Source organism: Pantoea sp. GM_Pan_4 (genome assembly GCF_026541005.1).
Taxonomy (GTDB): domain Bacteria; phylum Pseudomonadota; class Gammaproteobacteria; order Enterobacterales; family Enterobacteriaceae; genus Pantoea; species Pantoea dispersa.
Genome location: NZ_JALNUZ010000001.1, coordinates 515,803 through 541,216, shown reverse-complemented (window position 1 = coordinate 541,216; position 25,414 = coordinate 515,803). Strand labels below are relative to the sequence as shown.

The following is a 25,414-nucleotide window of genomic DNA, read 5'->3' as shown; positions in this document are numbered from 1 at the left end:
GTTGCCCCCTGTGTCAGAAAGGAGTGAACATGCAGGACTTTTTACAGCAAACCTTGTCAGGCAGGCCGCCCGCGCAGCGGCAGGGCAGTAACGGCCACCTGCACTGGCAGTGGCATGATGAGGGCATACTATCCCTGACACCGCATACGCCCACGCAGCAGGCGCTGGTTCTCTCCGCCGGGATTCACGGCAACGAGACCGCCCCGGTGGAGATCCTCAATCTGTTGCTGACGCCGCTGCTGCAGGGGGAAAAACCACTGGCCGTGCGCCTGCTGGTGATCCTCGGCAACCCGGCAGCGCTGCGCAGCGGCAAACGCTACCAGCATTATGATATTAACCGGCTGTTCGGTGGACGCTGGCAACAGGTGGCCGACGTACCGGAGGCGCAGCGCGCGCTCCAGCTGGAGCAGGCGCTGGAGAACTTCTGGTGCGAGTGCCTCGATCACGAAATTCGCTGGCATCTCGATTTGCACACCGCGATTCGCGGTTCGTGGCATACGCGCTTTGGCGTGATGCCGCTCAACAGCCAGCCGTGGCCAGCGGATTTTTTACACTGGCTGGCAGCGGCCGAACTGGAAGCGCTGGTGTTCCACCGTGCGCCGGGCGGCACCTTCACCCACTTCAGCTGTGAACACTACGCAGCAGCCAGCTGTACGCTGGAGCTGGGGAAGGCGCTGCCGTTTGGCGAGAACGATCTCACTCAGTTCAGCGGCGTGCAGCGTGCGCTGGCGGCGCTGCTGTACGGTGAGGCGCTGCCGGCGGTGCGCGAGACGCCGCGCCATTACCGTGTGGCGCAGCAAATCACCCGGCACGGCGAGCAGTTTGTTCTGCATATGGGTCCGGAAACCCTTAACTTCACGGCTTTTCCGCAGGGCACGCTGCTGGCAGAAGAGGGTGAGCGGCGCTATTACGTGCAGCAGGCGCGTGAATATGTGCTGTTCCCCAATCCCAACGTGGCACCGGGCCTGCGCGCCGGGCTGATGCTGGTGGAGGAGAGTGAGCAGACCCAGGCGCTGGAGTTGTAATCGAAAGCTTTACCCGGCAGTCCCTCCTCTCCCTGTGACGGGAGAGGTCACGGGTGAGCAGAGAACGTGCCCAAATTAACGACATTTTCCCTTCCGCAAAACCGACAAAGCCATTACACTCCTCCTTAATTCCTGCGCTTTCCCCTTGATCGTCATACTCTTTTGCAATTCCTCACGCATTTCTTCGCAATCTCTCCATGATTGCCCGATATCTGTCTTTTATGCTTGCAGGGCTTTACTCAGCCTCTGAGTAGTTGACGTTCAGCGTCGTATGCTTGTTTCCGAAGACGCGACACAGGCTGTCGTCATTAAACTGAAAAGTAAGGACAATATTATGCGTAAACTGACCTCCCTGTTTCTGGCTACCGCAATGGCTTTCGGCGCCGCCAATATCGTCCATGCTGCGGCTGACAACCTGACGCCGCCGCCAGCGGGCAGTGAAAAACCGATGCACAAGCCGATGCGCCACCACGGCATGGACATGATGTTCAAAGACCTCAACCTGACCGACGCGCAGAAAACCCAGATTCGCGACATCCTGCGTGACAGCCATAAAGACATGAAGCGTCCATCGCTGGAAGAGCGTCGTGCTAACCACAGCATCATCGCATCCGACACCTTTGACCGTGCCAAAGCAGAAGCGCAGGCAGACAAAATGAGCGCCAATGCGAAAGAGCATGCGCTGAAGATGCTGGAAACCCAGAACAAGATCTATAACGTGCTGACGCCAGACCAGAAGAAGCAGTACAACGCCAACTTTGAGAAACGTCTGACAGAAAAAGGCCCGCATGACGGTAAAATGCCGCCACCGCCGGCTGATGGCGAATAAGCCGTTTAGCTCACCGGTTTGAGACCGCCGACGTTGTCCATGGCACACTGTGCTTTGGGCAGCGTCGGCGGTTTTGCGTTACAGCTCAATCAGCGGATAAACGCCGGACAGCAGCGGCCGGCAGAGAATTTTGTAGCCGTCATGGTCGAAGCCGTGACGCGCACGCTGCAGCTGACGCGCTTCCTGCTCACTGCTGACCGAACCCAGCCAGAACCAGTGATCGATGACGTGAATCTGCGTCATCTCCGTCCCGCGCTCCACCATACCCACCGGGCCCTGCCACGGCCAGCACACCACGCGCAGCTGCTCCAGCCCTGCCAGCAGGCGCTGCTGATGCGCCGCCAGCGGTTCCGCCCCGCAGCAGGCACCGGCACAGCGTTTAAGCGCCGCGCGGAAACAGCCGCGCCCCGGTTGCAGGCGCTCTAATCCCAGCAGGCCGTGACACAGGCGCAGCTCATCGGCGAGGCTTTTCAGCTTCTCTAACGCGGCAAAGCGGCTGCGGAATAACCCGTACAGGTCAGGCGAGGAGGAGAAATCGAGATCGCGCGCGTACACCACCAGTGGTGCGCCATCGCCCAACTGCAGCGAGCACAGCTGGCGGTTTTTGCGCAGGCGCTTATTGAACAGCGGCTGCTGTGTTTTGATCATCTGCGCTTCGAGCAGCTGTGCGCCCACGTCTCCGGCGGTGGGGATCCAGCTGACGCGGCGCGCCTGGCGCAGCATGCTGGCTTCATCCGCCGTGCGAAAATGGGCCATCACCCGGCTGCGCAGGTTGATACTCTTGCCGATGTACAGCGGCAGGTTGTCGTTATCACCGTGGAAAGTGTAAACGCCTGGCTGATTAGGCAAGCCTTCCAGCCACTGACGCAGATGTTCGGGATATTGATAGATAGCCGCCGCATCAAATTCGAGGCGATGGCGGTTTGCTCGTCTGACCAAAGAACGCTCCGCTTACTGGTTGTGCATACAGTATATCAGCGTGCGCGTTTTCTCGCCAGCGGGGACGTGAAGAGGCTGGCTTCCCGCCGGGAGAGCGGGAAGCCGCAGGGATTACTTCTTCCAGAAGTCGTCGAACACGGTGATCGGCGGACGACGTTTATGCTCGGTTTTGGTGTACCAGCCTTCAATGATTTTCGCCGCGTCGGCGTCGATGGTTTTGCCTTCGAGGAAATCATCAATCTGCTGATAGGTCACGCCCAGCGCCACTTCATCCTGCAGACCGGGACGATCGTCCTCCAGATCGGCGGTGGGGTGTTTGAGATAGAGGTGTTCCGGGCAGCCGAGCGCTTTCAGCAGCTGTTTGCCCTGGCCTTTGTTGAGGCGGAAAATCGGGTTGATGTCGCTGCCGCCGTCGCCGTACTTGGTAAAGAAGCCGGTCACTGCTTCTGCGGCGTGATCGGTGCCGACCACGACGCCTTTGGTCATGCCGGCAATGCTGTACTGGGCTTTCATGCGTTCGCGCGCTTTCTCGTTACCGCGCACAAAATCCGACAGGGCAATGCCCGCCTCCTGCAGCGCGCGCTCGCTGGCCAGTACCGCTTCTTTGATGTTAACCACCAGCGTGCGATCCGGCTGGATGAATGCCAGCGCATCCTGACAATCCTGCTCGTCAGCCTGCACGCCATACGGCAGGCGCACGGCGATAAAGCTGTAGTCGTGATCGCCGGTCTCTTCACGCAGTTCAGTAATGGCAGTCTGCGCCAGCTTGCCGGTCAGCGTTGAGTCCTGACCACCGCTGATGCCGAGCACCAGGGTTTTGATAAACGGATGGGCTTTCAGATAGGACTTCAGAAAATCGACGCTGACGCGGATCTCCTGCTGCGGGTCGATAACCGGTTTAACACCCAGGGCCTGAATGATTTCCTGCTGCAGTGACATGAACCTCTCCTCAAGTCGGTAGCCTGACGGCACAATGCGAATCATGTGCTAAAGCTAACGCCTCCGCAGAAAAACAACAAGCCGAACGGCTTGTTGTCCGGTGTTTCTGTGGCAATTCAGACGCTTTTTGGTTTCTGCGCCAGCAGCATGAACATCACGATGGCCAGCATAAAGCAGCCAAAGATGGTGGCCGTCATGCTGATGACCGAGGTGCCGCCGAGGCCGGTGATCGGTACGCTGAGCGCGCCGAGCGAGAACATCGCAACACCGATCACCGCCGAGGCACTGCCGGCGCGATGGCCCTGGCTCTGCATCGCCAACGATGACGCGGTGGTGGCGATCACGCCGTTACTGGCGATGGTGAAGAACAGCGCCACCAGCACCAGCGGCAGCGGCGCGCCGCTCACGCCGGCCAGTAGCAGGCAGCTGGAGGCGACAAACGCCAGCGTCAGGCCGCCCTTCAGCACGCGATATTCGCCCCACAGCGGACAGAGCCGGGCGCTGGTCTGGGAAGCAATCACCAGGCCAATACCGTTCGCCGCAAAGCACAAGCTGAACGCCTGCGGTGACAGGCCGTAAATCTGCTGCAGTACAAACGGCGAGGCGCCGATATAAGCAAACATGCCGGACATCATGAAGCCCTGCGTCAGGCAGAAGCCCATAAACGGCCGGTGGGTGATGACCTGGCCGAGCGCCGCCCAGGCGGAGAAGATCGATCCCTGGCTACGGCGTTCGGCCGGCAGGGTTTCGCGCAGCTTCCAGCGCGCCAGCAGAATCAGCAGCACGGCAATCGCGGCCAGCACTACAAAGATGCCGCGCCAGTTCAGCACTGTCATCAGCGCACCGCCCAGCACCGGCGCACCAATCGGCGCCAGGCCATTCACCAGCATCAGCAGGGCAAAAAAGCGCGTCAGCTCATGGCCGCTATACATATCGCGGGCAATGGCACGCGACAGCACCGCGCCGCCGGCACCGGCCAGCCCTTCAAACAGGCGCGCCACCAGCAGAGCGTGAATATCCTTGGCCAGCGCACAGCCAATCGAGGCGATGAACAGCAGCGCCAGCGACAGCAGCAGCGGACGAATACGACCAAACTTATCGCTCATCGGACCAAACAGCAGCTGTCCGGCGCCCAGCCCCAGCAGACCGGCGGTCAGACTTAGCTGGGCGGTGGCAGTTTCGCTACCGAGGTCGCGCGCCAGTTCAGGCAGGGCAGGCAGATAGAGATCGATACAAAGCGGACCGAGCGCGGCGAGCAGGCCGAGCGTAATGGCATAAACCAGCCGGTTAGGGTGTGCAGGTGTCATTGATCCTCTGTGTTATTTTTGGCTTTAAGATGTATCTTGCGCCGCGATTATACGGAGCCGGTGACGGCAACACAGCATCTTTACGTAATCCTGACGCTTCAGAACTGACCGAAAGCACCGCCATTGAGTTGATAAATCTGGAATTATGTTCCAGGCTTAGTGGGACATGGACAAAGTATGAGGAACAACAAGATGAATAAAGTGCTGGGATGTATCGCTGCCGCTATGACGCTGGCAGCCCTGTCTGGTTGTACAACTTACGATCGTGCGGAAAGCTACGTGACTAAGCCTGTGGTGAAGGATGTGAAAAAAGGCATGACGCGTGAACAGGTGCGCCAGATTGCCGGACCGGCGTCAACCGAGATCACCATGGTTCACGCACGGGGTACCTGCCAGACCTACGTGATTGGTGAGCGTGATGGCAAACAGCAAACTTACTTTGTGAGCTATAACGACACCGGTCGCGTCATGAACTACGGCTTCCAGAGCTGTAAGGATTACGATACCGATCCGCAAGCCGCGCAGTAACGGCAGCAGAATAACAAACGGCCCGTCTCAGACGGGCCGTTTTTCTTTGTGCGCTTACAGCCCATACGGCCGCGGCACCTCAATGTAGCTGCCGCTGATCTCGCGCTGATAGTAGTGACCATCCTGCACGTAATAGCGTTTGCCATTGTAATCCAGAACACGCATGGCGCTGGCCGGTGGGCCATCCGGTGGCTGGACCACCACGTAGGTGTCGCCCTGCCGCTGGTAGTAGCTACCGTTCAGCAGGTAGTAGGTCAGTCCGCCAATCAGCACGGCGGTCGCGGCCTCCGGCAGAAAACGCAGCGGTCCGGGATGGCCCCAGCGGGGTCCCGGACCACCCCAGTGCGGGCCAGGGCCCGGACCCCAGCCATACGGATGAGCAAAACTTACGGTTGGCGCTATCAGGGTTAACGCCAGCATTGAGGCGATAACGTTTCTCATGAGGGTTCTCCTGCGGTAACTCCCCGCAGCATTCGCCTTTCAGCGCGCAAACTCAAGCAAAAAACCGTCGATTTTGCCTTCGTTTACCACGCTTAACGCTTTCCTGACGTTAGCGCCATGATTGCGGAAAAAGTGCAGAAAACGGCAAAAAAAACGGCAGGCTTTGCGGCCTGCCGTTACGGGAAAACGGGTTAATTAGCGGTGCGCCAGTTCCGCGTGTTCGTCGCTCTCCAGCACTTTTTTGTCGGTCATACCCAGCCAGCGGCTGGTCAGTGAACCGGCGGTCATCGAGCCGTTAACGTTGAGCGCGGTACGGCCCATATCAATCAGCGGTTCGATGGAGATCAGCAATGCCACCAGCGTGACCGGCAGTCCCATCGCCGGCAGGACGATCAGCGCGGCAAAGGTCGCGCCGCCACCGACGCCCGCCACACCGGCTGAGCTCAGCGTGACAATACCGACCAGCGTGGCGATCCATACCGGGTCAAACGGGTTGATACCCACGGTCGGCGCTACCATCACCGCCAGCATGGTGGGATAGAGGCCGGCACAGCCGTTCTGGCCGATGGTCGCGCCAAACGAGGCCGAGAAGCTGGCGATGGATTCCGGTACGCCCAGACGACGCGTCTGCGTCTCCACGTTCAGCGGAATACTGGCGGCACTGGAACGGCTGGTGAAGGCAAAGGTAATCACCGGCCAGACTTTACGGAAGAAGCGCAGCGGGTTGATACCGTTGATTGACAGCAGCAGCGCGTGAACGCCAAACATGATCGCGAGGCCGAGATACGAGGCCACCACAAAGCCGCCCAGCTTGATGATGTCCTGCAGGTTGGAACCGGCAACCACTTTGGTCATCAGCGCCAGCACGCCGTACGGCGTCAGCTTCATGATCAGACGGACCAGCTTCATCACCCAGGATTGCAGGGTATCAATCGCCACCAGCACGCGCTCGCCTTTGGCTTTGTCATCTTTCAGCAGCTGCAGCGCCGCCACGCCGAGGAAAGCGGCGAAAATCACTACGCTGATGATCGACGTTGGATTGGCACCGGCCAGATCGGCAAACGGGTTTTTCGGGATAAAGGAGAGCAGCAGCTGCGGCGTACTCAGATCCGCGACTTTACCAACGTAGTTGCTCTGGATGGCGCTCAGACGCGCGGTTTCCTGCGCGCCCTGTACCAGTCCCTCGGCGCTGAGGTGGAACAGGCCGGTCACCAGCACGCCCACCAGCGCGGAAATGGCGGTGGTAAACAGCAGCACGCCGATGGTCAGCACGCTGATTTTGCCCAGCGACGAGGCGTTATGCAGCCGCGCCACGGCACTGAGGATTGAGGCAAACACCAGTGGCATGACAATCATCTGCAGCAGCTGAACATAGCCGTTGCCGACGATGTTGAACCAGCCAATCGACTCTTTCACCACCGGGCTGTTTTCGCCATAAATGGCCTGCAGTGCCAGGCCAAAGATCACCCCCAGCACCAGGCCGGTCAGCACTCGCTTCGACAGGCTCCAGCTCTGGTTGCCGACGCGGTTTAACGCAATCAGCAGCGCGACAAATGCCACGATATTGATGATCAGAGGAATATTCATTGTTAACTCCTGAAGGTCGCCACGCGATCGCGCCGCGTAACCGAAAATAGCAGAGGGATCCTCTGTAACTGTCGCGGCATGGTACCAGTTGGCCCTGCGGGAACAATATATCTAAATCGTCTGGGTTATAACTAAATGGAATTTAAGGCGATTATTTCAGCAATCGCTGGCAGAAGGAAAAATACATCAGCGCGTACTGCCGTTCACCAGCCGGCCAATGCCGTTCTGCAGATTGTTGAACAGCTGCTCCGGCCAGCCGTTAGCGCCAAACGACGGCATACCCGGCGGAAACCACAGCGCATAACCCACCAGGGCGAGGCACAGCGCGCGCTCCAGCTGGTTGCCTTGCTGGCTGTTGAGGATAGGCAGGCGAAAGCGCCAGCGGCACGGCCACAGCAGCGGCACGCCGGCGGGCGTCAGCATATCGGCGACAATGTGGCTCAGATAGCCGAGCGTCATGCCCTGCAGGACATCCGCTGGCAGGAACCAGTCGGCCGGCACGTTAATCTGAAACAGCCACAGGCTGACCGCCACCGCCAGCAGGCTATGGGTAAAGCCGCGATGGCCAAAAGCGCGGGCTATTGGCTGCGACAGCCACTTTAGCCGCTGGCCCAGCACCGATTTAGGGTGATCGATATCCGGCAGCAGGCAGGTCAGCAGCGCAGCCGGCACCAGATGCCACCAGTCGGCACTGGCCATCACCGGCGTCAGTTCGGCGCGTTTGGCAAATATCGCACTGGCGATGGCAAAAATGATATGGCCTTCGGCCGTCATGATGGAACCTGGCTGCAAAAACTGTCGATGCATCCAGTATAGGGATTTATCCAGTAAATGAGAACGGTGACGCTGTAACGAAGAGTGAATTTTTTGCTGACCCGCGCCTGAAAAAAGCGCGGGAAATTAACGGTCTGGCTTACTTTTGCGCCTGGCAACCGGGCGAAACCTCAGCCAGGCGTAACGCGCGATGCACAGCGATCAGTTAAACAGATGTCCCGCCTGCAGCTGCGTCAGGTTTTCCAGTTGCACATTGGCCAGTGCCCAGCGCGCATCGTGGCGATGTTCGGCGGCAGGCACCACGATGGAACGCATACGCGCAGCTTTGCTGGCGATCATGCCGTTGAACGAGTCTTCCAGCGCCACGCAGTTGAGCGGATCAACCCCCAGCTTTGCCGCAGCATCCAGATACACCTGCGGATGCGGTTTGCTGTAAGGCAGCGCTTCAGCCGAGGCGAGGGCGCTAAAGTAGTGACGCAGGTTGAACATCTCCAGCACGCGTTCCAGCATCGCCAGCGGGGACGCCGAGGCCAGCGCAATCCCCAGGCCCTGTTGCTGACACATCTGCAGCGCCTGCTCTACGCCGGGCAACAGCGGCCGGGTCTCTTCGACCAGCGCCAGCGCACGGGCAATAATACGCTGAGTGACTTCGGCCTGATCCGGTCCGTTCCACGGCAGCGCTTCGTACCACATGCGTACGGTTTGATCGATGCGCAGGCCAAGCGTATCCGGCAACTCGTGGCGGCGGCTAATATCCACATTCAGGCTGGCAAACACCTCCAGCTCAGCGCGATCCCATAGCGGTTCAGAATCAATCAGTAAGCCATCCATATCAAAAATAGCGGCCAGCACAGGGCGACGATAGGTCATACAACAGCTCCATTGACAGTTTGCCCTACCTTAACATGGGCGGCGACGAAAACCGACTTACGGCAGGTTACGCATTTTTCAGGAAAATTTGCTGTAGTGCAGGTAGACTTAGGGCAAAACTACTGTTTGTGAAGGGAAGACACCATGACGTATCAACAGGCTGGCCGCATCGCCATCCTCAAGCGAGTGGCTGGCTGGGTGATTTTTATTCCGGCGCTGTTATCCACCCTTATCTCCATCTTAGGCTTCATGTTTAAACACAGCGAAAAGCAGCCCGGCATTGACGCCGTGATGCTTGACTTCGTGCATGTGATGGTGGATATGATTAAGTTCAACACGCCGTTTCTCAATGTGTTCTGGAACAATTCGCCGGTGCCGGAATTCAACGGCGGGGCCAATATTGGCTTCTGGCTGATCTATATCCTGATATTCGTGGGCATCGCTTTGCAGGCCTCGGGCGCACGCATGTGGCGTCAGGCGCGCCATATCAAAGAAGGCATTGAAGACCAGATGATTCTGGAACAGGCGAAGGGCAGCGAAGGGCGCACGCGGGCGCAGCTGGAAGAGAAAATCCATGTGCCGCGCCACACCATTTTGCTGCAGATTTTTCCGCTGTACATTCTGCCGGTGATCATCGCCGTGGCCGGTTACTTCGTGTTGAAACTGCTCGGCATGCTGTAAGGCGTCAGGCCGGTCTGACCTGGCGCTGGCCCAGCGCATCCTCCTCCAGCAACTGGCCGATAGCGAACTGCGCTTCGCCGGCCCAGTTGCCGCCAAAGACGTTGGCGCGGTTGAGCAGATAGTAGAGTTGATATACCGGCTGACGCTGCGAGAAGCCTTCCGGCAGCGGCCACACCGCATGATACCCTTCATAAATCTGGCGCGGCAGATCGGCGTAATAGCTGAGCATCGCCAGGTCGCATTCGCGATCGCCCCAGTAGCAGGCGGGATCGAACAGCCACGGGCCACTGGCGCTGCCGGCGCAGTTGGCCGGCCACAAATCACCATGCAGTAACGACGGTTGCGGATGGTGATTAGCGAGGCTGCGCTGCACGCAATCCACGATCAACTCCATGTCACCGTAGTGCACGCCTTTCTCCGCCGCCAGCTGCAGCTGCCAGCCAATGCGCTGTTCGGCGAAAAACACCGACCATTTGCGTAACCAACTGTTGGGTTGCGGCGTGGTGGTAATGTTGTTGTCGAAGTCGAGACCAAACTGCGGTTGCTCGCTCCACTGGTGCAGATGGGCCAGCTGCTGGCCGAGCTGGAATGCGCTTTGGGCGTTGAGTGGCTGCGGGGGAATGTATTCCAGTAGCAGAAAGCTGGTGTCACGATCGTTACCGACGCCGTAGACCTTCGGCACGCGCACCGTGTGGGTACGCGCCAGCAGATCAAGCTGGTCGGCTTCCCAGCTGAACAGCGTCAGCATGTCGCGCGTGTTGCATTTAACGAACACCTCCAGCTCACCGTAGCGCAGGCGCCACGCCGGATGAATATCGCCACCGGACAACTCATGACGTTCGGTGATTTCGGCATCGCCGGCGTACTCGCTTAACAGACGACTAATGGCTGACCACATCGGGTAATCCTCTTTATTCGCTGCGTAAGATCGATTGTAACGCGCAAAACTTGCACAACTCCAGCGGCAATGCGCAATTTGCGGATTGCGTCAGGCTTGCGCTTTGAGAAACGCCTCCAGCGTGGTGACATCAGCGTCCGGCTGCTGATCGAGCGCCACTGCCGCCAGCCCGGCGGCGTGTTCCGCCAGCGCCTGCTTCTCCAGCGCACTGACAATGCCAAAGCTGTTGGTGCCCAGCTCGTGCGGATGACCGTCCGCATCGTGTAACGTGGTGCTGTAACCACCGTTAACCATCGCGCTATTCAGCGCCTGCAGATCGCCAAGACCCCTTTCCTGATAACGGAAGGTGACAACGTAACGCTTGAGATCATGATCGCTCATCTTTTCACCTCATTGTTATCGAACAGATTTCAGCGTAGACCAGCGCCTGCGATAGAGCGAATTCTGCACAATCGCCCGGCGGCGCACAGCGTAAAGTCCTGTCAGGGGCGGCAGAAAATTCTTGTAGCATTTAAGCTGTTATTTGGTTATTTGCCGCCTATAATGCGCGCCGGAAATGGGAAGATTCCCAATCCACAAGCGGTGCCAGCGCAAAACCTGGCGATTCTGGTGCTTTCATACTTTTTTACAAAACTTACCGTAAATTGCATTGATTGCCCGGGAAAATTCTCCAGACTCATCTCTTTTTCAACTGTCGTACGGGTTACCTTTTAATGAAAGCCTTCAATAAGCTGTCCGCTGTTTTGTTGCTCTCCGCCGGAGCATTTTGTCACCAGGCCTTTGCAGATAACGCTGTCTTCACCTCAATGGATGACCCTTCTACGGCAAAAAAACCGTTTGAAGGCACCGCGTCAGCCGGTTACCTGGCACAGACCGGTAACACCACCAGCTCATCGCTGACCGCGTCAACCAGCATGACCTGGTATCAGACCTCAACGGCGTACAGCCTGTGGGGTAACGCCGCGAATACCTCATCCAACGATGAGCGCTCGTCGGAAACCTATAACATCGGTGGCCGTAGCCGTTACAACCTCAACAGCGCTGACTACCTGTTCGGTCAGGCGAGCTGGCTGAGCGACCGCCTGAACGGTTATGATTCACGCGATGTTCTGACCGCCGGTTACGGTCGTCAGATCCTCAACGGTCCGGTGCACTCGCTGCGTGCTGAATTCGGTCCGGGTGTACGTTACGATGACTTCCACGATGGCGGCCACGAAACCAAAGCACTGGGCTACGGCGCGCTGAGCTATCAGTGGCAGCTGACTGACACCACCAAATTCATCCAGGGTGTGTCAGTGCTGAGCAGCTTTGGTGAAGACACCACGCTGAACTCCGAAACCGCACTGCAGGTGGCGATCAACGACCACTTCGCGCTGAAACTGGGCTACAACGTCACCTGGAATAACAATCCGCCAGAATCTGCGCCAGACCGTACCGACACCAAAACCACGGTCCAGCTCTCTTACGCGATGTAAACCAGAGCGCATTGTTACACCGTCGCCCGGCCTGTGCCGCGCGGCGGTTTTTTTTTGATCTCTCTTTGGCTTAGCGCATTTCTTCGCGGGTTTTGCTCACTGCGGAAAGCTGTTATCATCGTTGCCGCTTTACGCGCCTGGCGTCATTCCGACAGTGTGGGTCTGACATCGCGCCAGGTAAACCAAACAAAACTCAGTGTTGCATGTAGGCTTTCGTGTGGCTTACCACTGCAATTAAGGATATGAAATGCCAGTAATTACTCTTCCTGATGGCAGTCAGCGCGTATTTGACCGTCCGGTCAGCGTGATGGACATTGCGCTGGATATCGGTCCGGGTCTGGCGAAAGCCTGCATTGCCGGTCGCGTCAATGGCGAACTGGTGGATGCGGTTGATCCGATCACCAGCGATGCGCAGGTCGCTATCATCACCGCGAAAGATGAAGCCGGTCTGGAAATTATTCGTCACTCCTGTGCGCACCTGTTAGGGCATGCGATCAAACAGCTGTGGCCGAATACCAAAATGGCCATCGGTCCGGTTATCGATAACGGCTTCTATTATGATGTCGATCTCGACCATACGCTGACCCAGGAAGATCTTGAGCTGCTGGAAAAGCGCATGCACCAGCTGGCTGAGACCAATTACGACGTTGTGAAGAAGAAGGTGAGCTGGCAGGAAGCGCGTGACGTGTTTGCCGCGCGGGGCGAAAGCTACAAAACCACTATTCTTGACGAAAACATCAGCCATGACGATCGTCCTGGCCTGTATCACCATGAAGAATACATCGACATGTGCCGCGGTCCACACGTGCCGAATATGCGTTTCTGCCATCATTTTAAACTGCAGAAAATCTCCGGAGCCTACTGGCGCGGCAACAGCGACAACAAAATGCTGCAGCGTATTTACGGTACGGCCTGGGCAGATAAGAAACAGCTGGCGGCGTATCTGCAGCGCCTGGAAGAGGCCGCGAAGCGCGATCACCGTAAAATCGGTAAGCAGCTCGATCTCTACCATATGCAGGAAGAAGCACCGGGTATGGTATTCTGGCACAATGACGGCTGGACCATCTTCCGCGAGCTGGAAGTGTTTGTGCGCACCAAGCTGAAAGAGTACGACTACCAGGAAGTGAAAGGTCCGTTCATGATGGACCGCGTGCTGTGGGAAAAAACCGGGCACTGGGACAACTACAAAGAAGCGATGTTCACCACCTCTTCCGAGAACCGTGAATACTGCATCAAACCGATGAACTGTCCGGGTCACGTGCAGATCTTTAACCAGGGTCTGAAATCGTACCGCGACCTGCCGCTGCGTATGGCGGAGTTCGGTAGCTGTCACCGTAACGAACCGTCAGGTGCGCTGCACGGTCTGATGCGCGTGCGCGGCTTTACCCAGGATGACGCCCACATCTTCTGTACTGAAGATCAGGTGCGTGATGAAGTGAACAGCTGCATCCGCATGGTCTATGACATGTACAGCACCTTCGGTTTTGAAAAAATCGTGGTGAAACTGTCGACGCGCCCTGAGAAGCGCATTGGCAGCGATGAGATGTGGGATCGTGCCGAAGTGGACCTCGCCGAAGCGCTGAAAGAGAACAACATTCCGTTCGAATATCAGCCGGGTGAAGGCGCCTTCTACGGCCCGAAAATTGAGTTTACGCTGCACGATTGTCTCGACCGCGCCTGGCAGTGCGGCACCGTTCAGCTAGACTTCTCCCTGCCGAAACGTCTGGACGCCACCTACGTGGGCGAAACCAACGATCGTCAGACGCCAGTGATGATTCACCGTGCGATTCTGGGGTCGATGGAGCGCTTCATCGGGATTCTGACCGAAGAGTTCGCCGGTTTCTTCCCGAGCTGGCTGGCGCCGGTACAGGCAGTGGTGATGAATATCACCGACGGCCAGGCAGAATATGTCAGTGAATTGACGAAGAAATTGCAGAATGCTGGCATTCGTGTCAAAGCAGACTTGAGAAACGAGAAGATAGGCTTTAAAATCCGCGAGCACACATTACGTCGCGTCCCTTACATGCTGGTCTGCGGTGAGAAAGAGGTGGAAGCAGGCAAGGTTGCCGTGCGCACCCGCCGTGGTAAAGACCTCGGGAGCATGGACGTAGATGTGTTTGTTGAGAAGCTGCAACAAGAGATTCGCAGCCGACATCTTCACCAATTAGAGGAATAAGGTTATTAAAGGCGGAAAACGAGTACAACCGACGCGTCCGAACCGTATCAACGGCGAAATCCGTGCCACCGAAGTGCGCTTAACTGGCGTAGACGGCGAGCAACTTGGCATTGTCTCACTGCGCGAAGCGATTGAGAAAGCAGAAGAAGCTGGCGTAGATTTAGTTGAAATTAGCCCGAACGCCGAACCGCCGGTTTGCCGCATTATGGATTACGGCAAGTTCCTTTATGAAAAGAGCAAATCTTCTAAGGAACAGAAGAAGAAGCAAAAAGTTATCCAGGTTAAGGAAATCAAATTCCGTCCTGGTACCGATGAAGGCGACTATCAGGTAAAACTCCGCAGCCTGATTCGTTTTCTGGAAGAGGGCGATAAAGCCAAAATCACGCTGCGTTTCCGTGGTCGTGAGATGGCGCACCAACAGATCGGTATGGAAGTGCTTAACCGCGTGAAAGAAGATCTGAATGAACTGGCAGTGGTCGAATCCTTCCCGACGAAGATCGAAGGCCGCCAGATGATTATGGTGCTCGCACCTAAGAAGAAACAGTAGGCTTTCAAGTAATAATGCCGCGTAGCGTTCGCGCTGCGCGGATTTTTATTCGCCTGTCTGGTTCATTTTATTAACAATGCGAAGTGGATATTTGTAAAAATGCCAAAGATTAAAACTGTACGTGGCGCCGCAAAGCGCTTCAAGAAGACCGCTTCTGGCGGCTTCAAGCGTAAGCACGCAAACCTGCGTCATATTCTGACTAAAAAGTCTACCAAGCGTAAACGTCACCTGCGTCCAAAAGGCATGGTGTCTAAAGGCGATCTGGGTCTGGTTGTTGCCTGCCTGCCGTACGCATAAGTAAACCCTTTTTTTAATTCCCCGATAGATTTCGGGTTGCAGTCAGGCGGCAACGGAATGAATCCCTGCGCTTACATCAGTAAGTGACCGGGATGAATGAAGGCAGCCAACGCCACTGCAGCACGAAAGATGATGGGGAAATCACAGAATATGATATAGGAGAGCTCACATGGCTCGCGTAAAACGTGGTGTAATTGCTCGCGCACGTCACAAGAAAATCTTAAAACAAGCTAAAGGCTACTACGGTGCACGTTCACGTGTTTACCGCGTTGCCTTCCAGGCTGTTATCAAAGCTGGTCAGTATGCTTACCGCGACCGTCGTCAGCGTAAGCGTCAGTTCCGTCAGCTGTGGATCGCACGTATCAACGCTGCGGCGCGTCAGAACGGTATCTCTTACAGCCGTTTCATCAATGGCCTGAAAAAAGCGTCCATTGAAATCGACCGTAAAATCCTCGCTGACATCGCTGTATTCGACAAAGTGGCATTCACTGCACTGGTTGAAAAAGCAAAATCAGCTCTGGCGTAAGTCAGGTAAAAAAGGGAGCTTGCTCCCTTTTTTATTGCCTGCAACCCACGCAAATGATTGACATTTTAGCCGCAGGGCATTTCAATAGTGCGGTTTCTATCAAGACAAGGTAACGCAAGCATGCACGCTGCTATTTTCCGTTTCTTTTTTTACTTTAGCGCCTGATCGTCAGGGGCTTTTGCGCATAAGAAAAGAAACGAAAAATCGCGCTGAAAGCCTCCCTCGTGGAGGCTTTTTTGTTTCCGGCGACACTTAATCGGATCGCACGATCCCAACGAGAACTGACCAGCCCGGCTGGAAGAAGAGGAAATCATGTCCCAACTCGCAGACCTGGTGGCCCGTGCCACGGCCGCCATCGACGAGGCGTCGGATATCGCCGCCCTGGACGCCGTGCGCGTCGAATTTCTGGGTAAAAAAGGGCACCTGACGCTGCAAATGACCACCCTGCGTGAACTGCCGGCGGAAGAGCGCCCGGCGGCCGGTGCGGTCATCAACGACGCCAAACAGCAGGTACAGGACCGTCTCAACGCGCGTAAAGATACGCTGGAAAGCGCGGCGCTGAATGCCCGCCTGGCGGCAGAGACTATTGACGTATCGCTGCCGGGACGCCGTATCGAGAACGGCGGTCTGCATCCGGTGACCCGCACCATCGATCGTATCGAAACCTTTTTCGGCGAGTTGGGTTTCGCGGTGGCGACCGGTCCGGAAATTGAAGACGATTATCACAACTTTGATGCGCTGAATATTCCGGGGCATCACCCGGCGCGCGCCGATCACGACACCTTCTGGTTCGATGCCACGCGCCTGCTGCGCACCCAGACCTCCGGCGTGCAGATCCGCACCATGAAAAATCAGCAGCCGCCGATTCGTATCATCGCGCCGGGCCGCGTTTACCGTAACGATTACGATCAGACGCACACCCCGATGTTCCATCAGATGGAAGGTCTGATTGTCGATAAAGACATCAGCTTCACCAATCTGAAAGGCACGCTGCATGACTTCCTGAACAACTTCTTCGAAGAGAACCTGCAGATTCGCTTCCGCCCGTCCTATTTCCCGTTCACCGAACCGTCAGCAGAAGTGGACGTGATGGGTAAAAACGGCAAATGGCTGGAAGTGCTGGGTTGCGGCATGGTGCATCCGAACGTACTGCGCAACGTGGGCATCGATCCGGAAATCTACTCCGGCTTCGCCTTCGGTATGGGCATGGAGCGTCTGACCATGCTGCGCTACGGTGTGACCGATCTGCGCGCCTTCTTCGAAAACGATTTACGTTTCCTCAAACAATTTAAATAAGGGCAGGTTATCCAATGAAATTCAGTGAACTCTGGTTACGCGAATGGGTAAATCCAGCCCTGGACAGCGCCGCGCTGTCTGAGCAAATCACTATGGCCGGTCTGGAAGTCGACGGCGTCGACCCGGTGGCAGGGGCGTTTCATGGCGTCGTGGTGGGTGAAGTGGTGGAGTGCGGCCAGCACCCGAACGCCGACAAACTGCGCGTCACCAAAATCAACGTCGGTGGCGATCGCCTGCTGGATATCGTCTGCGGCGCGCCAAACTGCCGTCAGGGCCTGAAAGTGGCGGTGGCGACTGTTGGTGCCGTGCTGCCAGGCGATTTCAAAATCAAAGCGGCAAAACTGCGCGGTGAGCCGTCAGAAGGCATGCTGTGCTCGTTCTCCGAGCTGGGGATTTCTGACGATCACAACGGTATTATCGAGCTGCCAGCCGATGCGCCGGTGGGCACCGATATTCGCCAGTACCTGCAGCTGGATGACAACACCATCGAAATCAGCGTGACGCCGAACCGTGCCGACTGTCTGGGCATCATCGGTATCGCGCGTGACGTGGCGGTGATTAATGGCCTGCCGCTGCAGGCGCCGGTCATCGAGCCGGTTAAAGCCACCATAAGCGACACCTTCCCGATTCGTGTTGACGCCACCGATGCCTGCCCGCGCTACCTGGGCCGCGTGGTAAAAGGCGTAAACGTGAAAGCAGAAACGCCGCTGTGGATGCGCGAAAAGCTGCGCCGCTGCGGTATCCGCTCGATCGATCCGGTAGTGGATATCACTAACTACGTGCTGCTGGAGCTCGGCCAGCCGATGCACGCCTTCGATCTCGACCGCATTGACGGCGGTATCGTGGTGCGCATGGCGAAAGAGGGGGAAACCCTGACGCTGCTCGACGGCAGCGAAGCGACCCTCCACAGCGATACGCTGGTGATTGCGGATCACCACAAAGCGCTGGCGATGGGTGGCATCTTCGGCGGTGAGCACTCCGGCGTCAACGAAGCGACGCAGAACGTACTGTTTGAGTGCGCGTTCTTCGATCCGCTGGCGATCACCGGTCGTGCGCGTCGTCATGGTCTGCATACCGATGCTTCCCACCGCTACGAGCGCGGTGTCGATCCAGCGCTGCAGCATAAGGCGCTGGAGCGCGCCACTCAGCTGCTGCTGGCGATTTGCGGCGGCGAAGCCGGCCCGGTTATCGATCAGACCGATGCCAGCAAACTGCCGGCGCGCGCCACCATTACGCTGCGCCGTGAGAAGCTGGACCGCCTGATTGGCCACGTCATTGCGGATGAGCAGGTGACCGATATCCTGACCCGTCTCGGCTGTGACGTCACCGTCGGCAACGGCGAATGGCAGGCCGTCGCCCCGAGCTGGCGCTTCGATATGGCCATCGAAGAAGACCTGGTCGAAGAAGTGGCGCGCGTATACGGCTACAACAACATTCCGGATGTGCCGGTGAAAGCCAGCCTGCTGATGACCCAGCACCGTGAAGCCGATCTGTCTCTGAAGCGTGCCAAAAACCTGCTGGTGGATAAAGGCTATCAGGAAGCGATTACCTACAGCTTTGTCGATCCGAAAGTGCAGCAGCTGTTGCATCCGGGCGAAGAAGCGCTGATTCTGCCCAGCCCGATTTCCAGCGATATGTCGGCAATGCGCCTGTCGCTGTGGACCGGTCTGCTCGGCGCCGTGGTGTATAACCAGAACCGTCAGCAGAGCCGTGTGCGCCTGTTTGAGAGCGGTTTACGCTTTGTGCCTGATACGCAGGCCGATCTCGGCATCCGTCAGGATCTTATGCTGGCGGGCGTGCTGAGCGGTAACCGCTACGAAGAGCACTGGGATCTGGCGCGCCAGACGGTTGACTTCTATGATTTGAAAGGCGATTTAGAGTCGCTGCTGGATTTGACCGGTAAACTCGACGCGATTTCGTTCCGTGCAGAAGCCAATCCGGCGCTGCATCCGGGACAGAGTGCTGGCATTTATTTAGCCGGCGAACGAATCGGATTTATCGGGGTGGTTCATCCGGAGCTGGAACGTAAGCTGGATCTTAACGGCCGCACCTTAGTGTTTGAACTGCTTTGGAATAAGGTCGCAGACCGCGTCCTGCCTGACGCGCGCGAGATCTCACGCTTCCCGGCAAACCGCCGTGACATCGCTGTGGTAGTGGCTGAAAATGTGCCCGCAGCAGATATCATCGCGGAGTGTAAGAAAGTTGGCGTAAATCAGGTAGTTGGCGTAAACTTGTTTGACGTGTACCGTGGTAAGGGCGTAAACGAGGGTGAAAAGAGCCTCGCGATTAGCCTGATTTTGCAGGATACCAGCCGGACACTCGAAGAAGAGGAGATTGCTGCGACCGTTGCCAAATGCGTTGCAGCATTAAAAGAGCGATTCCAGGCAACCTTGAGGGATTGAACCTATGGCGCTTACAAAAGCTGAAATGTCAGAGTACCTGTTTGAAAAACTCGGGTTGAGCAAACGCGATGCCAAAGAGTTGGTAGAGCTTTTTTTCGAAGAAGTTCGCCGCGCGTTGGAAAACGGAGAACAGGTAAAACTGTCCGGATTTGGTAATTTTGATCTGCGTGACAAAAACCAGCGTCCGGGCCGTAACCCGAAGACGGGGGAAGATATTCCAATCACCGCCCGCCGCGTGGTGACATTCCGTCCGGGGCAGAAGTTGAAAAGTCGCGTGGAGAACGCGTCACCCAAGGATGCTGACTGATTTCAGTATGACAAAAAGGCCGCTCAGCGGCCTTTTTTATGCGCGCAATCCCGGCAGCACGCTGCAGGCGCGGCTTTCTTTTTAGCGTAATCTCTCTACAATCAAATCTCTGTTTTCTCAGCCAATCTTACTTATGACTCTGCTGGATCAGCTGGCCCAACAGGCCGACCGTCGCAGCCGGCGCTGGCTCGGCGCGCTTACTGCCGCAGTGCTGCTGCTGCTGGTGCTCAGTCTGTGCACGGGCGACAGCTGGATTTCTCCGCTGCAATGGTTTTCTGCCAGCGGCGATCTGTTCGTCTGGCAGCTTCGCCTGCCGCGCACCCTGGCGGTGCTGCTGGTGGGCGCGGCGCTGGCAGTCTGCGGCGTGGTGATGCAGGCGCTGTTCAACAACCCGCTGGCGGAGCCCGGGCTGCTGGGCGTATCGAACGGCGCCGGCATCGGGCTGGTGCTGGCGGTGCTGCTGGGTAACGGCGCACTGTGGAGCCTGGCGCTGGCAGCGATGGCGGGCGCGCTGCTGATCACGCTGATCCTGCTGCATTTTGCCCATCGCCAGCTGTCGGCCAGCCGTCTGCTGCTGACCGGCGTGGCGCTCGGCATTATCTGTAGCGCCATCATGACGTGGGCGGTGTACTTTAGCACCAGCCTCGATCTGCGCCAGCTGATGTACTGGATGATGGGTGGATTTAGCGGTATCGACTGGCGCTACGGCTGGATGATGCTGGCGCTGCTGCCGGTGACGCTGGCGCTGCTGGCCAGCGCCCGGACGCTTAATCTGCTGGCGCTGGGGGAGGTGTCGGCGCGGCAGCTCGGCCTGCCACTGCTGCTGTGGCGCAATCTGCTGGTGCTGGCGATGGGCTGGCTGGTGGGCGTCAGCGTGGCGATGGCCGGTGCGATTGGATTTGTCGGACTGGTTATCCCCCATCTGCTGCGCCTCAGCGGCCTGAGCGATCATCGCTACCTGCTGCCGGCCGCGGCGCTGGCGGGCGCGGCGGTACTGCTGGCGGCGGACATTCTGGCACGGCTGGTGCTCACCTCGGCCGAGCTGCCGATTGGGGTGGTCACTGCCACGCTCGGCGCGCCGCTGTTTATCATGTTATTAGTGAAGTCTTCGCGCTAGCTGCGGCTGGCACAGTGCAATCAACAACGGGAATCGACGATGAGCCTTTATCAGACAGAACTGGTTACGCTGGACGGTGAAAAAACCACGCTGGCACAGTATCAGGGCAAGGTGCTGCTGGTGGTTAACGTAGCATCAAAATGCGGCCTGACGCCGCAGTATGAACAGCTGGAGTCGCTGCAGAAGGCCTGGCAGGACAAAGATTTCAGCGTGCTGGGCTTCCCCTGCAATCAGTTTCTCGAGCAGGAGCCGGGCAGCAATGAAGAGATCAAAACCTTCTGCAGCACCACGTACGGCGTAACCTTCCCGCTGTTCGACAAAACGGACGTCAACGGCGAGCAGCGTCATCCGCTGTACCGTCAACTGGTCGCTGCGCAGCCGGAAGCCGAACGCCCGGCAGGCAGCGGTTTCCTTGAGCGCATGGAGAGCAAAGGCCGCGCGCCGAAAGCGCCGGGCGATATCCTGTGGAATTTCGAAAAATTCCTCATCAACAAACAGGGTGAGGTGATCGCGCGCTTCTCGCCGGACATGACGCCGGACGATCCGATCATTCTGAAGCGCATTGAGCAGGCGCTGGCGGCGTAATGCTGCTGCAGTGCCACGACCTGCGCGTGCCCGGACGGCTGAGCGCGGGGGAGCTGAAGCTCTGCCGCGGTGAGCGCGTGCACGTGGTCGGCCCTAACGGCGCCGGCAAGAGCACGCTGCTGACCGCGCTCGCTGGCCTGCTCGACGCCGAAGGGCAGCTGACGCTGGCCGGCCAGCCGCTGCGAAGCTGGTCGGGGGCCGCACTGGCGCAGCAGCGCGCCTGGCTCCCGCAGCAGCAGCCGGCACCTGCGGCGCTGCCGGTGTGGCACTATCTGCGGCTGCACAGCCCGCCGGGTGGCGACAACGCGCAGAAGACGCTCACTGACCTGCTGCAGCAGCTTGGCTTGCAGGATAAACTGACGCGTCCGCTGGCGCAGCTCTCCGGCGGTGAGTGGCAGCGGGTGCGCCTGGCGGCGGTGGTGCTGCAGATCCATCCGGCAATTAACCCGCGTGGTGCGTTACTGATTCTGGATGAGCCGCTCACCGCGCTCGACATCGCACAGCAGCGCGCGGTGGATAAGCTGCTGTTGCAGCTCAGCGAGGCCGGCATCGCCATTGTCGCCAGCGGACACGATCTCAACCACAGCCTGCGCCATGCCGATCGCGTCTGGCTGATGCATCAGGGCCGCGTAGTCAGTCAGGGCGGGGCGCGCGAGGTGCTGACCGCCGAGCGACTGGCACCGCTCTATCAGGCCGAATTCGTGCAGCTGGAGACGCCACAGGGGCCGCTGCTTTATCTTCCCTGACTTGCGCGCCGCGCCGCTTTGTCGCTACAGTGTCAGCCGGACGACGTTTTTAAGGACTATTCTGATGCGGCTGACCCTGTTTCTCCTCGTGTTGCTGCTGGCGGGCTGTAGCCATCATGCGCCGCCGCCCAATGGCCGTCTGTCTGACTCCATCACCGTGATTGCGCAACTTAACGATCAGCTCAGCCGCTGGCGCGGTACACCTTATCGCTATGGCGGGTTAAGCCGCGGTGGCGTGGATTGCTCTGGCTTTGTCTACCTGACCTTTCGTGACCGTTTTGACCTGCAGTTGCCGCGCTCAACGATTGATCAGACTGATATCGGCACGCGCATCGATAAAAGCGATCTGCTGCCCGGCGACCTGGTATTTTTCAAAACCGGCAGCGGCGAAAATGGCCTGCACGTCGGCATCTATGACACCGACAATACCTTCATTCACGCCTCCACCAGCCAGGGCGTAATCCGCTCCTCGCTGGATAATGTTTACTGGCGCAAAGTATTCTGGCAGGCGCGTCGCATCTAATCCGCTTAACCCATTAGTGTTAAAAAAGGCGTAATAAACAGGTGGGTTTTGATCCGATTTATTTGTTTTTTTTCCGCCAGATATAACTCTCATTTAAAATGGCACTTTACCGCAATCGGGTTTGCGACTAAAAATAGACGTCAGTGAATTTAATCAGTATGGACATTAACCTGGATCATTTGGCTTAAGTATTATTTGATGCAGAAAAGTCGGTAATTAGACAGAAAACGGCGTCTCTTCTAACGTTTGGTCCTATTGCCTGACCGTTTTCATTGATATACGATGCGCCAATTGCCACTGCATCTGGCTGTAAAAAATGAAAGTCCATTTATCTGCCGACTATCAGTCGGAAACCTGGTTTTATCCTGCCTATTCTCTGGCGGGCCAGCTGACTGCGGTTGAGCTGGTCACCCAGTTTGTTCACGACAGTGCGCCGATTACGCTGCCGCAGGACTTGCTGTTGCCGCAGCTTGACGATGCCCAGCAATTACGTTTGCTGCAGAGCCAGTTAGTGCTGCTGGAAAAGTACCGTGACTTTTTTGAGTTACATCAAATTATCGCGCTGGTTCGTATTGATGAATCTATGGCCACGACGCTATTGGCCAGTGAGTTTCTCTTAAGGAAATTTAAACAACTTCCCTTTATTGTTTTGGATATCAGTGAAACGTTTCCGCAATTATCAGCTGGTAAAAAGCAGCCGCTGTTAGCACGCCTGCAACAGGAATTTCGCTTATCGCTTTCTCAATTTGGGGCAGGAAAAGCCCCGGCTACGGCAGTATACGAAAATCTGTTTAGCGTGTTAAAAATGGACAAAGCGTTTATTCATGCGCTGGCGAAACGTGCCTCATTTACGCCATTTATTCAGACTGTTATCGATAATTTTTCCGCTTACGCCCCGCAAATAATTATTTGTGGCGTTGACGATAATGCCCTGCTGGAGAAAGTCAGTTCCCTGAGCGGCGCACAGCTGCAGGGCAGTCTGTTCCCGGTGGTTAAAGCGGAACGGTTAAGCGATCTCATCTATCCGCACGTCACGCTCACCACGCCTTCACAGCAGTAACCTTTCATCTGTCTTCTCCGTCACCCCGACGGTAGACTACGCTTTATCTTTAAACGCAATGCGGGTGGCGCACCGTTGCGCACCTTCCGGAGTGTCGATGCAATTTATTAATAGCTGGCAGCAGACGTTGCCGGGATTCTACACCGCGCTGGACCCAACGCCGCTTGCTGGCGGGCGGCTGTGTTATCACAATGCCCCGCTGGCGCAGGAGATGGGCCTGGATGCCGCGCTGTTTGCTGGCAAAGGCCACGGCGTGTGGTATGGCGCAGCGTTACTTCCTGGCATGTCGCCGCTGGCGCAGGTCTACAGCGGGCACCAGTTTGGCGTGTGGGCCGGCCAGTTGGGCGATGGACGCGGTCTGCTGCTTGGCGAACAGCAACTCGCCGACGGCCGCAAACTTGACTGGCATCTGAAAGGCGCGGGCCTGACCCCCTATTCACGCATGGGCGATGGCCGCGCGGTGATCCGCTCCAGCGTGCGCGAGTTTCTCGCCTCGGAAGCGCTGCACCATCTTGGCATCCCGACCACGCGCGCGCTGGCGCTGGCCATTGGCGACGAACCGGTCCAGCGTGAAACCCGCGAGCGCGGCGCGATGCTGATGCGCATCGCCGACAGCCATCTGCGCTTTGGTCACTTCGAGCATTTCTATTACGGCGGCGAGCCGGAGAAAGTGCGCCAGCTGGCGGACTACGCGATTCATCATCACTGGCCGCAGCTGGAGCAGGAGGCCGATCGCTACCTGTTGTGGTTTACCGATATCGTCAAACGCACCGCCAGCCTGATTGCCCAGTGGCAGAGCGTCGGCTTCGCGCATGGCGTGATGAACACCGATAATATGTCGATCCTCGGCCTGACGCTCGATTACGGGCCTTACGGTTTCCTTGATGACTACGATGCGGATTTCATCTGTAATCACAGCGATTATCAGGGGCGCTACGCCTTCAGCAACCAGCCGATGATCGGCTTGTGGAATCTCAACCGCCTGGCGCACGCGCTGTCCGGTTTGCTGAGCACTGAGCAGTTGAAACAAGCGCTCAGCCATTACGAGAGCGAGCTGATGCGGGTGTGGGGCGAGAAAATGCGCGCGAAGCTCGGGCTGCTGACCGCCGATGCGGGGGATAACGCCATTCTCACTGACCTGCTGGCGCTGATGACCGCAGAGCACAGCGATTACACCCTGACGTTCCGCCTGCTGAGCGAGACGCAGCAGGCAGAGACGCGTTCACCGCTGCGCGACGAGTTTATCGACCGTGACGCCTTTGACCGCTGGTATCACGGCTATCGCCAGCGCCTGCTGCAGGATGGCGTCAGCGATGCGCAGCGTCAGGCAGTCATGAAAGCGGCTAACCCGGCGCTGGTGTTGCGCAACTATCTGGCCCAGCAGGTGATCGATGAGGTTGAGCAGGGGGAAACGGCGGCGCTGGCCAGATTACATCTGGCGCTGCAGCAGCCGTTTAACGAGGCGGCCATCAGCCCGGAACTGCGCCAGCGGCCGCCGGAGTGGGGAAAAACGCTGGAGGTAAGCTGCTCCAGCTAGCA

The 25,414-nt window shown here is 57.6% G+C and carries 28 protein-coding genes and 1 other annotated feature; of the genes, 19 read left to right on the top strand and 9 right to left on the bottom strand.

The window, feature by feature from the left end; translation table 11 throughout:
* Nucleotides 1-29: 29 nt before the first annotated feature.
* Both astE and spy read left to right on the top strand, forming a co-directional pair.
* Nucleotides 30-1,025, top strand: a complete 996-nt coding sequence (gene astE, locus OXR61_RS02605; protein WP_021506264.1) for a succinylglutamate desuccinylase — start codon at nt 30-32, stop codon at nt 1,023-1,025.
* 334 nt (nt 1,026-1,359) lie between these two features.
* The gene (gene spy / locus OXR61_RS02600; protein ID WP_021506263.1) at nt 1,360-1,854 is read left to right on the top strand and encodes an ATP-independent periplasmic protein-refolding chaperone Spy; all 495 of its coding nucleotides are present in this window, start codon (nt 1,360-1,362) and stop codon (nt 1,852-1,854) included.
* A gap of 78 nt (nt 1,855-1,932) precedes the next feature.
* On the opposite strand, the gene cho is transcribed toward spy, so the two are convergent.
* The 3 genes from cho to OXR61_RS02585 form a co-directional block, all read right to left on the bottom strand.
* Entirely contained in the window at nt 1,933-2,793 is an 861-nt protein-coding gene (cho, locus tag OXR61_RS02595; RefSeq protein WP_021506262.1) for an excinuclease Cho, read from the bottom strand.
* A 111-nt stretch (nt 2,794-2,904) separates the two neighbouring features.
* The gene (gene nadE / locus OXR61_RS02590; RefSeq protein WP_021506261.1) at nt 2,905-3,732 is read right to left on the bottom strand and encodes an ammonia-dependent NAD(+) synthetase; all 828 of its coding nucleotides are present in this window, start codon (nt 3,730-3,732) and stop codon (nt 2,905-2,907) included.
* A 116-nt stretch (nt 3,733-3,848) separates the two neighbouring features.
* On the bottom strand, nt 3,849-5,039 hold the full coding sequence (locus OXR61_RS02585; protein ID WP_021506260.1) for a multidrug effflux MFS transporter: 1,191 nt from the start codon (nt 5,037-5,039) through the stop codon (nt 3,849-3,851).
* A gap of 192 nt (nt 5,040-5,231) precedes the next feature.
* Between OXR61_RS02585 and osmE the strand changes: the two genes are divergently transcribed.
* Nucleotides 5,232-5,567, top strand: coding sequence for an osmotically-inducible lipoprotein OsmE (gene osmE / locus OXR61_RS02580; RefSeq protein WP_021506259.1), 336 nt, complete (start codon nt 5,232-5,234; stop codon nt 5,565-5,567).
* 54 nt (nt 5,568-5,621) lie between these two features.
* On the opposite strand, the gene OXR61_RS02575 is transcribed toward osmE, so the two are convergent.
* From OXR61_RS02575 to hxpB, 4 genes are all read right to left on the bottom strand, one after another.
* A complete protein-coding gene (locus OXR61_RS02575; RefSeq protein ID WP_031279187.1) occupies nt 5,622-6,008 on the bottom strand; it encodes a DUF6515 family protein in 387 nt (128 codons plus the stop codon).
* A 195-nt stretch (nt 6,009-6,203) separates the two neighbouring features.
* Complete coding sequence (locus OXR61_RS02570; RefSeq protein ID WP_021506257.1) at nt 6,204-7,595, bottom strand: L-cystine transporter; 1,392 nt, start codon at nt 7,593-7,595, stop codon at nt 6,204-6,206.
* Nucleotides 7,596-7,781: 186 nt separating this feature from the next.
* Nucleotides 7,782-8,369, bottom strand: coding sequence for a metal-dependent hydrolase (locus tag OXR61_RS02565; RefSeq protein ID WP_021506256.1), 588 nt, complete (start codon nt 8,367-8,369; stop codon nt 7,782-7,784).
* A gap of 201 nt (nt 8,370-8,570) precedes the next feature.
* The gene (gene hxpB / locus OXR61_RS02560; RefSeq protein ID WP_021506255.1) at nt 8,571-9,239 is read right to left on the bottom strand and encodes a hexitol phosphatase HxpB; all 669 of its coding nucleotides are present in this window, start codon (nt 9,237-9,239) and stop codon (nt 8,571-8,573) included.
* A gap of 144 nt (nt 9,240-9,383) precedes the next feature.
* Here hxpB and OXR61_RS02555 point away from each other — a divergent pair, with 144 nt between their 5' ends.
* Entirely contained in the window at nt 9,384-9,920 is a 537-nt protein-coding gene (locus OXR61_RS02555) for a YniB family protein (protein ID WP_021506254.1), read from the top strand.
* Nucleotides 9,921-9,924: 4 nt separating this feature from the next.
* Here the strand turns inward: OXR61_RS02555 and OXR61_RS02550 are convergent, their stop codons facing one another.
* Nucleotides 9,925-10,818 (bottom strand): fructosamine kinase family protein, encoded by an 894-nt coding sequence (locus tag OXR61_RS02550; RefSeq protein ID WP_021506253.1) that lies wholly within the window; start codon nt 10,816-10,818, stop codon nt 9,925-9,927.
* A gap of 90 nt (nt 10,819-10,908) precedes the next feature.
* Nucleotides 10,909-11,199: a type V toxin-antitoxin system endoribonuclease antitoxin GhoS gene (gene ghoS, locus OXR61_RS02545; RefSeq protein ID WP_021506252.1), complete on the bottom strand. Its 291-nt coding sequence runs from the start codon at nt 11,197-11,199 to the stop codon at nt 10,909-10,911.
* Nucleotides 11,200-11,531: 332 nt separating this feature from the next.
* On the opposite strand from ghoS, the gene OXR61_RS02540 reads away from it, so the two are divergent.
* The 15 genes from OXR61_RS02540 to OXR61_RS02470 all read left to right on the top strand — a co-directional run bounded on the left by OXR61_RS02540 (nt 11,532) and on the right by OXR61_RS02470 (nt 25,412).
* Entirely contained in the window at nt 11,532-12,293 is a 762-nt protein-coding gene (locus OXR61_RS02540; protein WP_031279185.1) for a DUF481 domain-containing protein, read from the top strand.
* Nucleotides 12,294-12,540: 247 nt separating this feature from the next.
* Entirely contained in the window at nt 12,541-14,469 is a 1,929-nt protein-coding gene (thrS, locus tag OXR61_RS02535; protein WP_021506250.1) for a threonine--tRNA ligase, read from the top strand.
* 4 nt (nt 14,470-14,473) lie between these two features.
* On the top strand, nt 14,474-15,016 hold the full coding sequence (gene infC, locus OXR61_RS02530; protein ID WP_058757673.1) for a translation initiation factor IF-3: 543 nt from the start codon (nt 14,474-14,476) through the stop codon (nt 15,014-15,016).
* 99 nt (nt 15,017-15,115) lie between these two features.
* Nucleotides 15,116-15,313, top strand: a complete 198-nt coding sequence (gene rpmI, locus OXR61_RS02525; protein WP_006118955.1) for a 50S ribosomal protein L35 — start codon at nt 15,116-15,118, stop codon at nt 15,311-15,313.
* 169 nt (nt 15,314-15,482) lie between these two features.
* Nucleotides 15,483-15,839, top strand: a complete 357-nt coding sequence (gene rplT / locus OXR61_RS02520; protein ID WP_010616241.1) for a 50S ribosomal protein L20 — start codon at nt 15,483-15,485, stop codon at nt 15,837-15,839.
* A 115-nt stretch (nt 15,840-15,954) separates the two neighbouring features.
* Nucleotides 15,955-16,080, top strand: a sequence feature (Phe leader region).
* On the top strand, nt 15,960-16,004 hold the full coding sequence (gene pheM, locus OXR61_RS02515; protein WP_121626058.1) for a pheST operon leader peptide PheM: 45 nt from the start codon (nt 15,960-15,962) through the stop codon (nt 16,002-16,004). Its footprint overlaps the feature before it by 45 nt.
* 71 nt (nt 16,081-16,151) lie before the next feature.
* The gene (gene pheS, locus OXR61_RS02510; protein ID WP_021506248.1) at nt 16,152-17,135 is read left to right on the top strand and encodes a phenylalanine--tRNA ligase subunit alpha; all 984 of its coding nucleotides are present in this window, start codon (nt 16,152-16,154) and stop codon (nt 17,133-17,135) included.
* Nucleotides 17,136-17,149: 14 nt separating this feature from the next.
* Nucleotides 17,150-19,537, top strand: a complete 2,388-nt coding sequence (gene pheT, locus OXR61_RS02505; RefSeq protein WP_021506247.1) for a phenylalanine--tRNA ligase subunit beta — start codon at nt 17,150-17,152, stop codon at nt 19,535-19,537.
* A 4-nt stretch (nt 19,538-19,541) separates the two neighbouring features.
* Nucleotides 19,542-19,844, top strand: coding sequence for an integration host factor subunit alpha (gene ihfA, locus OXR61_RS02500; protein WP_021506246.1), 303 nt, complete (start codon nt 19,542-19,544; stop codon nt 19,842-19,844).
* A gap of 133 nt (nt 19,845-19,977) precedes the next feature.
* Nucleotides 19,978-20,961: a vitamin B12 ABC transporter permease BtuC gene (btuC, locus tag OXR61_RS02495; protein ID WP_021506244.1), complete on the top strand. Its 984-nt coding sequence runs from the start codon at nt 19,978-19,980 to the stop codon at nt 20,959-20,961.
* 39 nt (nt 20,962-21,000) lie between these two features.
* Complete coding sequence (locus tag OXR61_RS02490) at nt 21,001-21,546, top strand: glutathione peroxidase (RefSeq protein ID WP_021506243.1); 546 nt, start codon at nt 21,001-21,003, stop codon at nt 21,544-21,546.
* Nucleotides 21,546-22,292 (top strand): vitamin B12 ABC transporter ATP-binding protein BtuD, encoded by a 747-nt coding sequence (gene btuD, locus OXR61_RS02485; protein ID WP_021506242.1) that lies wholly within the window; start codon nt 21,546-21,548, stop codon nt 22,290-22,292. Before OXR61_RS02490 ends, btuD begins: the two co-directional genes overlap by 1 nt.
* Before the next feature lie 64 nt (nt 22,293-22,356).
* Nucleotides 22,357-22,815, top strand: a complete 459-nt coding sequence (locus OXR61_RS02480; protein ID WP_021506241.1) for an NlpC/P60 family protein — start codon at nt 22,357-22,359, stop codon at nt 22,813-22,815.
* Nucleotides 22,816-23,131: 316 nt separating this feature from the next.
* Nucleotides 23,132-23,875 (top strand): EAL domain-containing protein, encoded by a 744-nt coding sequence (locus OXR61_RS02475; protein ID WP_021506240.1) that lies wholly within the window; start codon nt 23,132-23,134, stop codon nt 23,873-23,875.
* Nucleotides 23,876-23,972: 97 nt separating this feature from the next.
* Complete coding sequence (locus OXR61_RS02470) at nt 23,973-25,412, top strand: protein adenylyltransferase SelO (RefSeq protein WP_021506239.1); 1,440 nt, start codon at nt 23,973-23,975, stop codon at nt 25,410-25,412.
* The last annotated feature ends 2 nt before the right edge of the window (nt 25,413-25,414 follow it).

Bases quoted from the DNA above. Each gene is read 5' to 3' on its own strand.
- astE (WP_021506264.1), top strand. From the start codon at position 30: ATGCAGGACTTTTTACAGCAAACCTTGTCAGGCAGGCCGCCCGCGCAG.
- spy (WP_021506263.1), top strand. From the start codon at position 1,360: ATGCGTAAACTGACCTCCCTGTTTCTGGCTACCGCAATGGCTTTCGGC.
- nadE (WP_021506261.1), bottom strand. From the start codon at position 3,732: ATGTCACTGCAGCAGGAAATCATTCAGGCCCTGGGTGTTAAACCGGTT.
- OXR61_RS02585 (WP_021506260.1), bottom strand. From the start codon at position 5,039: ATGACACCTGCACACCCTAACCGGCTGGTTTATGCCATTACGCTCGGC.
- osmE (WP_021506259.1), top strand. From the start codon at position 5,232: ATGAATAAAGTGCTGGGATGTATCGCTGCCGCTATGACGCTGGCAGCC.
- OXR61_RS02575 (WP_031279187.1), bottom strand. From the start codon at position 6,008: ATGAGAAACGTTATCGCCTCAATGCTGGCGTTAACCCTGATAGCGCCA.
- OXR61_RS02570 (WP_021506257.1), bottom strand. From the start codon at position 7,595: ATGAATATTCCTCTGATCATCAATATCGTGGCATTTGTCGCGCTGCTG.
- OXR61_RS02565 (WP_021506256.1), bottom strand. From the start codon at position 8,369: ATGACGGCCGAAGGCCATATCATTTTTGCCATCGCCAGTGCGATATTT.
- hxpB (WP_021506255.1), bottom strand. From the start codon at position 9,239: ATGACCTATCGTCGCCCTGTGCTGGCCGCTATTTTTGATATGGATGGC.
- OXR61_RS02555 (WP_021506254.1), top strand. From the start codon at position 9,384: ATGACGTATCAACAGGCTGGCCGCATCGCCATCCTCAAGCGAGTGGCT.
- OXR61_RS02550 (WP_021506253.1), bottom strand. From the start codon at position 10,818: ATGTGGTCAGCCATTAGTCGTCTGTTAAGCGAGTACGCCGGCGATGCC.
- ghoS (WP_021506252.1), bottom strand. From the start codon at position 11,199: ATGAGCGATCATGATCTCAAGCGTTACGTTGTCACCTTCCGTTATCAG.
- OXR61_RS02540 (WP_031279185.1), top strand. From the start codon at position 11,532: ATGAAAGCCTTCAATAAGCTGTCCGCTGTTTTGTTGCTCTCCGCCGGA.
- thrS (WP_021506250.1), top strand. From the start codon at position 12,541: ATGCCAGTAATTACTCTTCCTGATGGCAGTCAGCGCGTATTTGACCGT.
- rpmI (WP_006118955.1), top strand. From the start codon at position 15,116: ATGCCAAAGATTAAAACTGTACGTGGCGCCGCAAAGCGCTTCAAGAAG.
- rplT (WP_010616241.1), top strand. From the start codon at position 15,483: ATGGCTCGCGTAAAACGTGGTGTAATTGCTCGCGCACGTCACAAGAAA.
- pheS (WP_021506248.1), top strand. From the start codon at position 16,152: ATGTCCCAACTCGCAGACCTGGTGGCCCGTGCCACGGCCGCCATCGAC.
- pheT (WP_021506247.1), top strand. From the start codon at position 17,150: ATGAAATTCAGTGAACTCTGGTTACGCGAATGGGTAAATCCAGCCCTG.
- ihfA (WP_021506246.1), top strand. From the start codon at position 19,542: ATGGCGCTTACAAAAGCTGAAATGTCAGAGTACCTGTTTGAAAAACTC.
- btuC (WP_021506244.1), top strand. From the start codon at position 19,978: ATGACTCTGCTGGATCAGCTGGCCCAACAGGCCGACCGTCGCAGCCGG.
- OXR61_RS02490 (WP_021506243.1), top strand. From the start codon at position 21,001: ATGAGCCTTTATCAGACAGAACTGGTTACGCTGGACGGTGAAAAAACC.
- btuD (WP_021506242.1), top strand. From the start codon at position 21,546: ATGCTGCTGCAGTGCCACGACCTGCGCGTGCCCGGACGGCTGAGCGCG.
- OXR61_RS02480 (WP_021506241.1), top strand. From the start codon at position 22,357: ATGCGGCTGACCCTGTTTCTCCTCGTGTTGCTGCTGGCGGGCTGTAGC.
- OXR61_RS02475 (WP_021506240.1), top strand. From the start codon at position 23,132: ATGAAAGTCCATTTATCTGCCGACTATCAGTCGGAAACCTGGTTTTAT.
- OXR61_RS02470 (WP_021506239.1), top strand. From the start codon at position 23,973: ATGCAATTTATTAATAGCTGGCAGCAGACGTTGCCGGGATTCTACACC.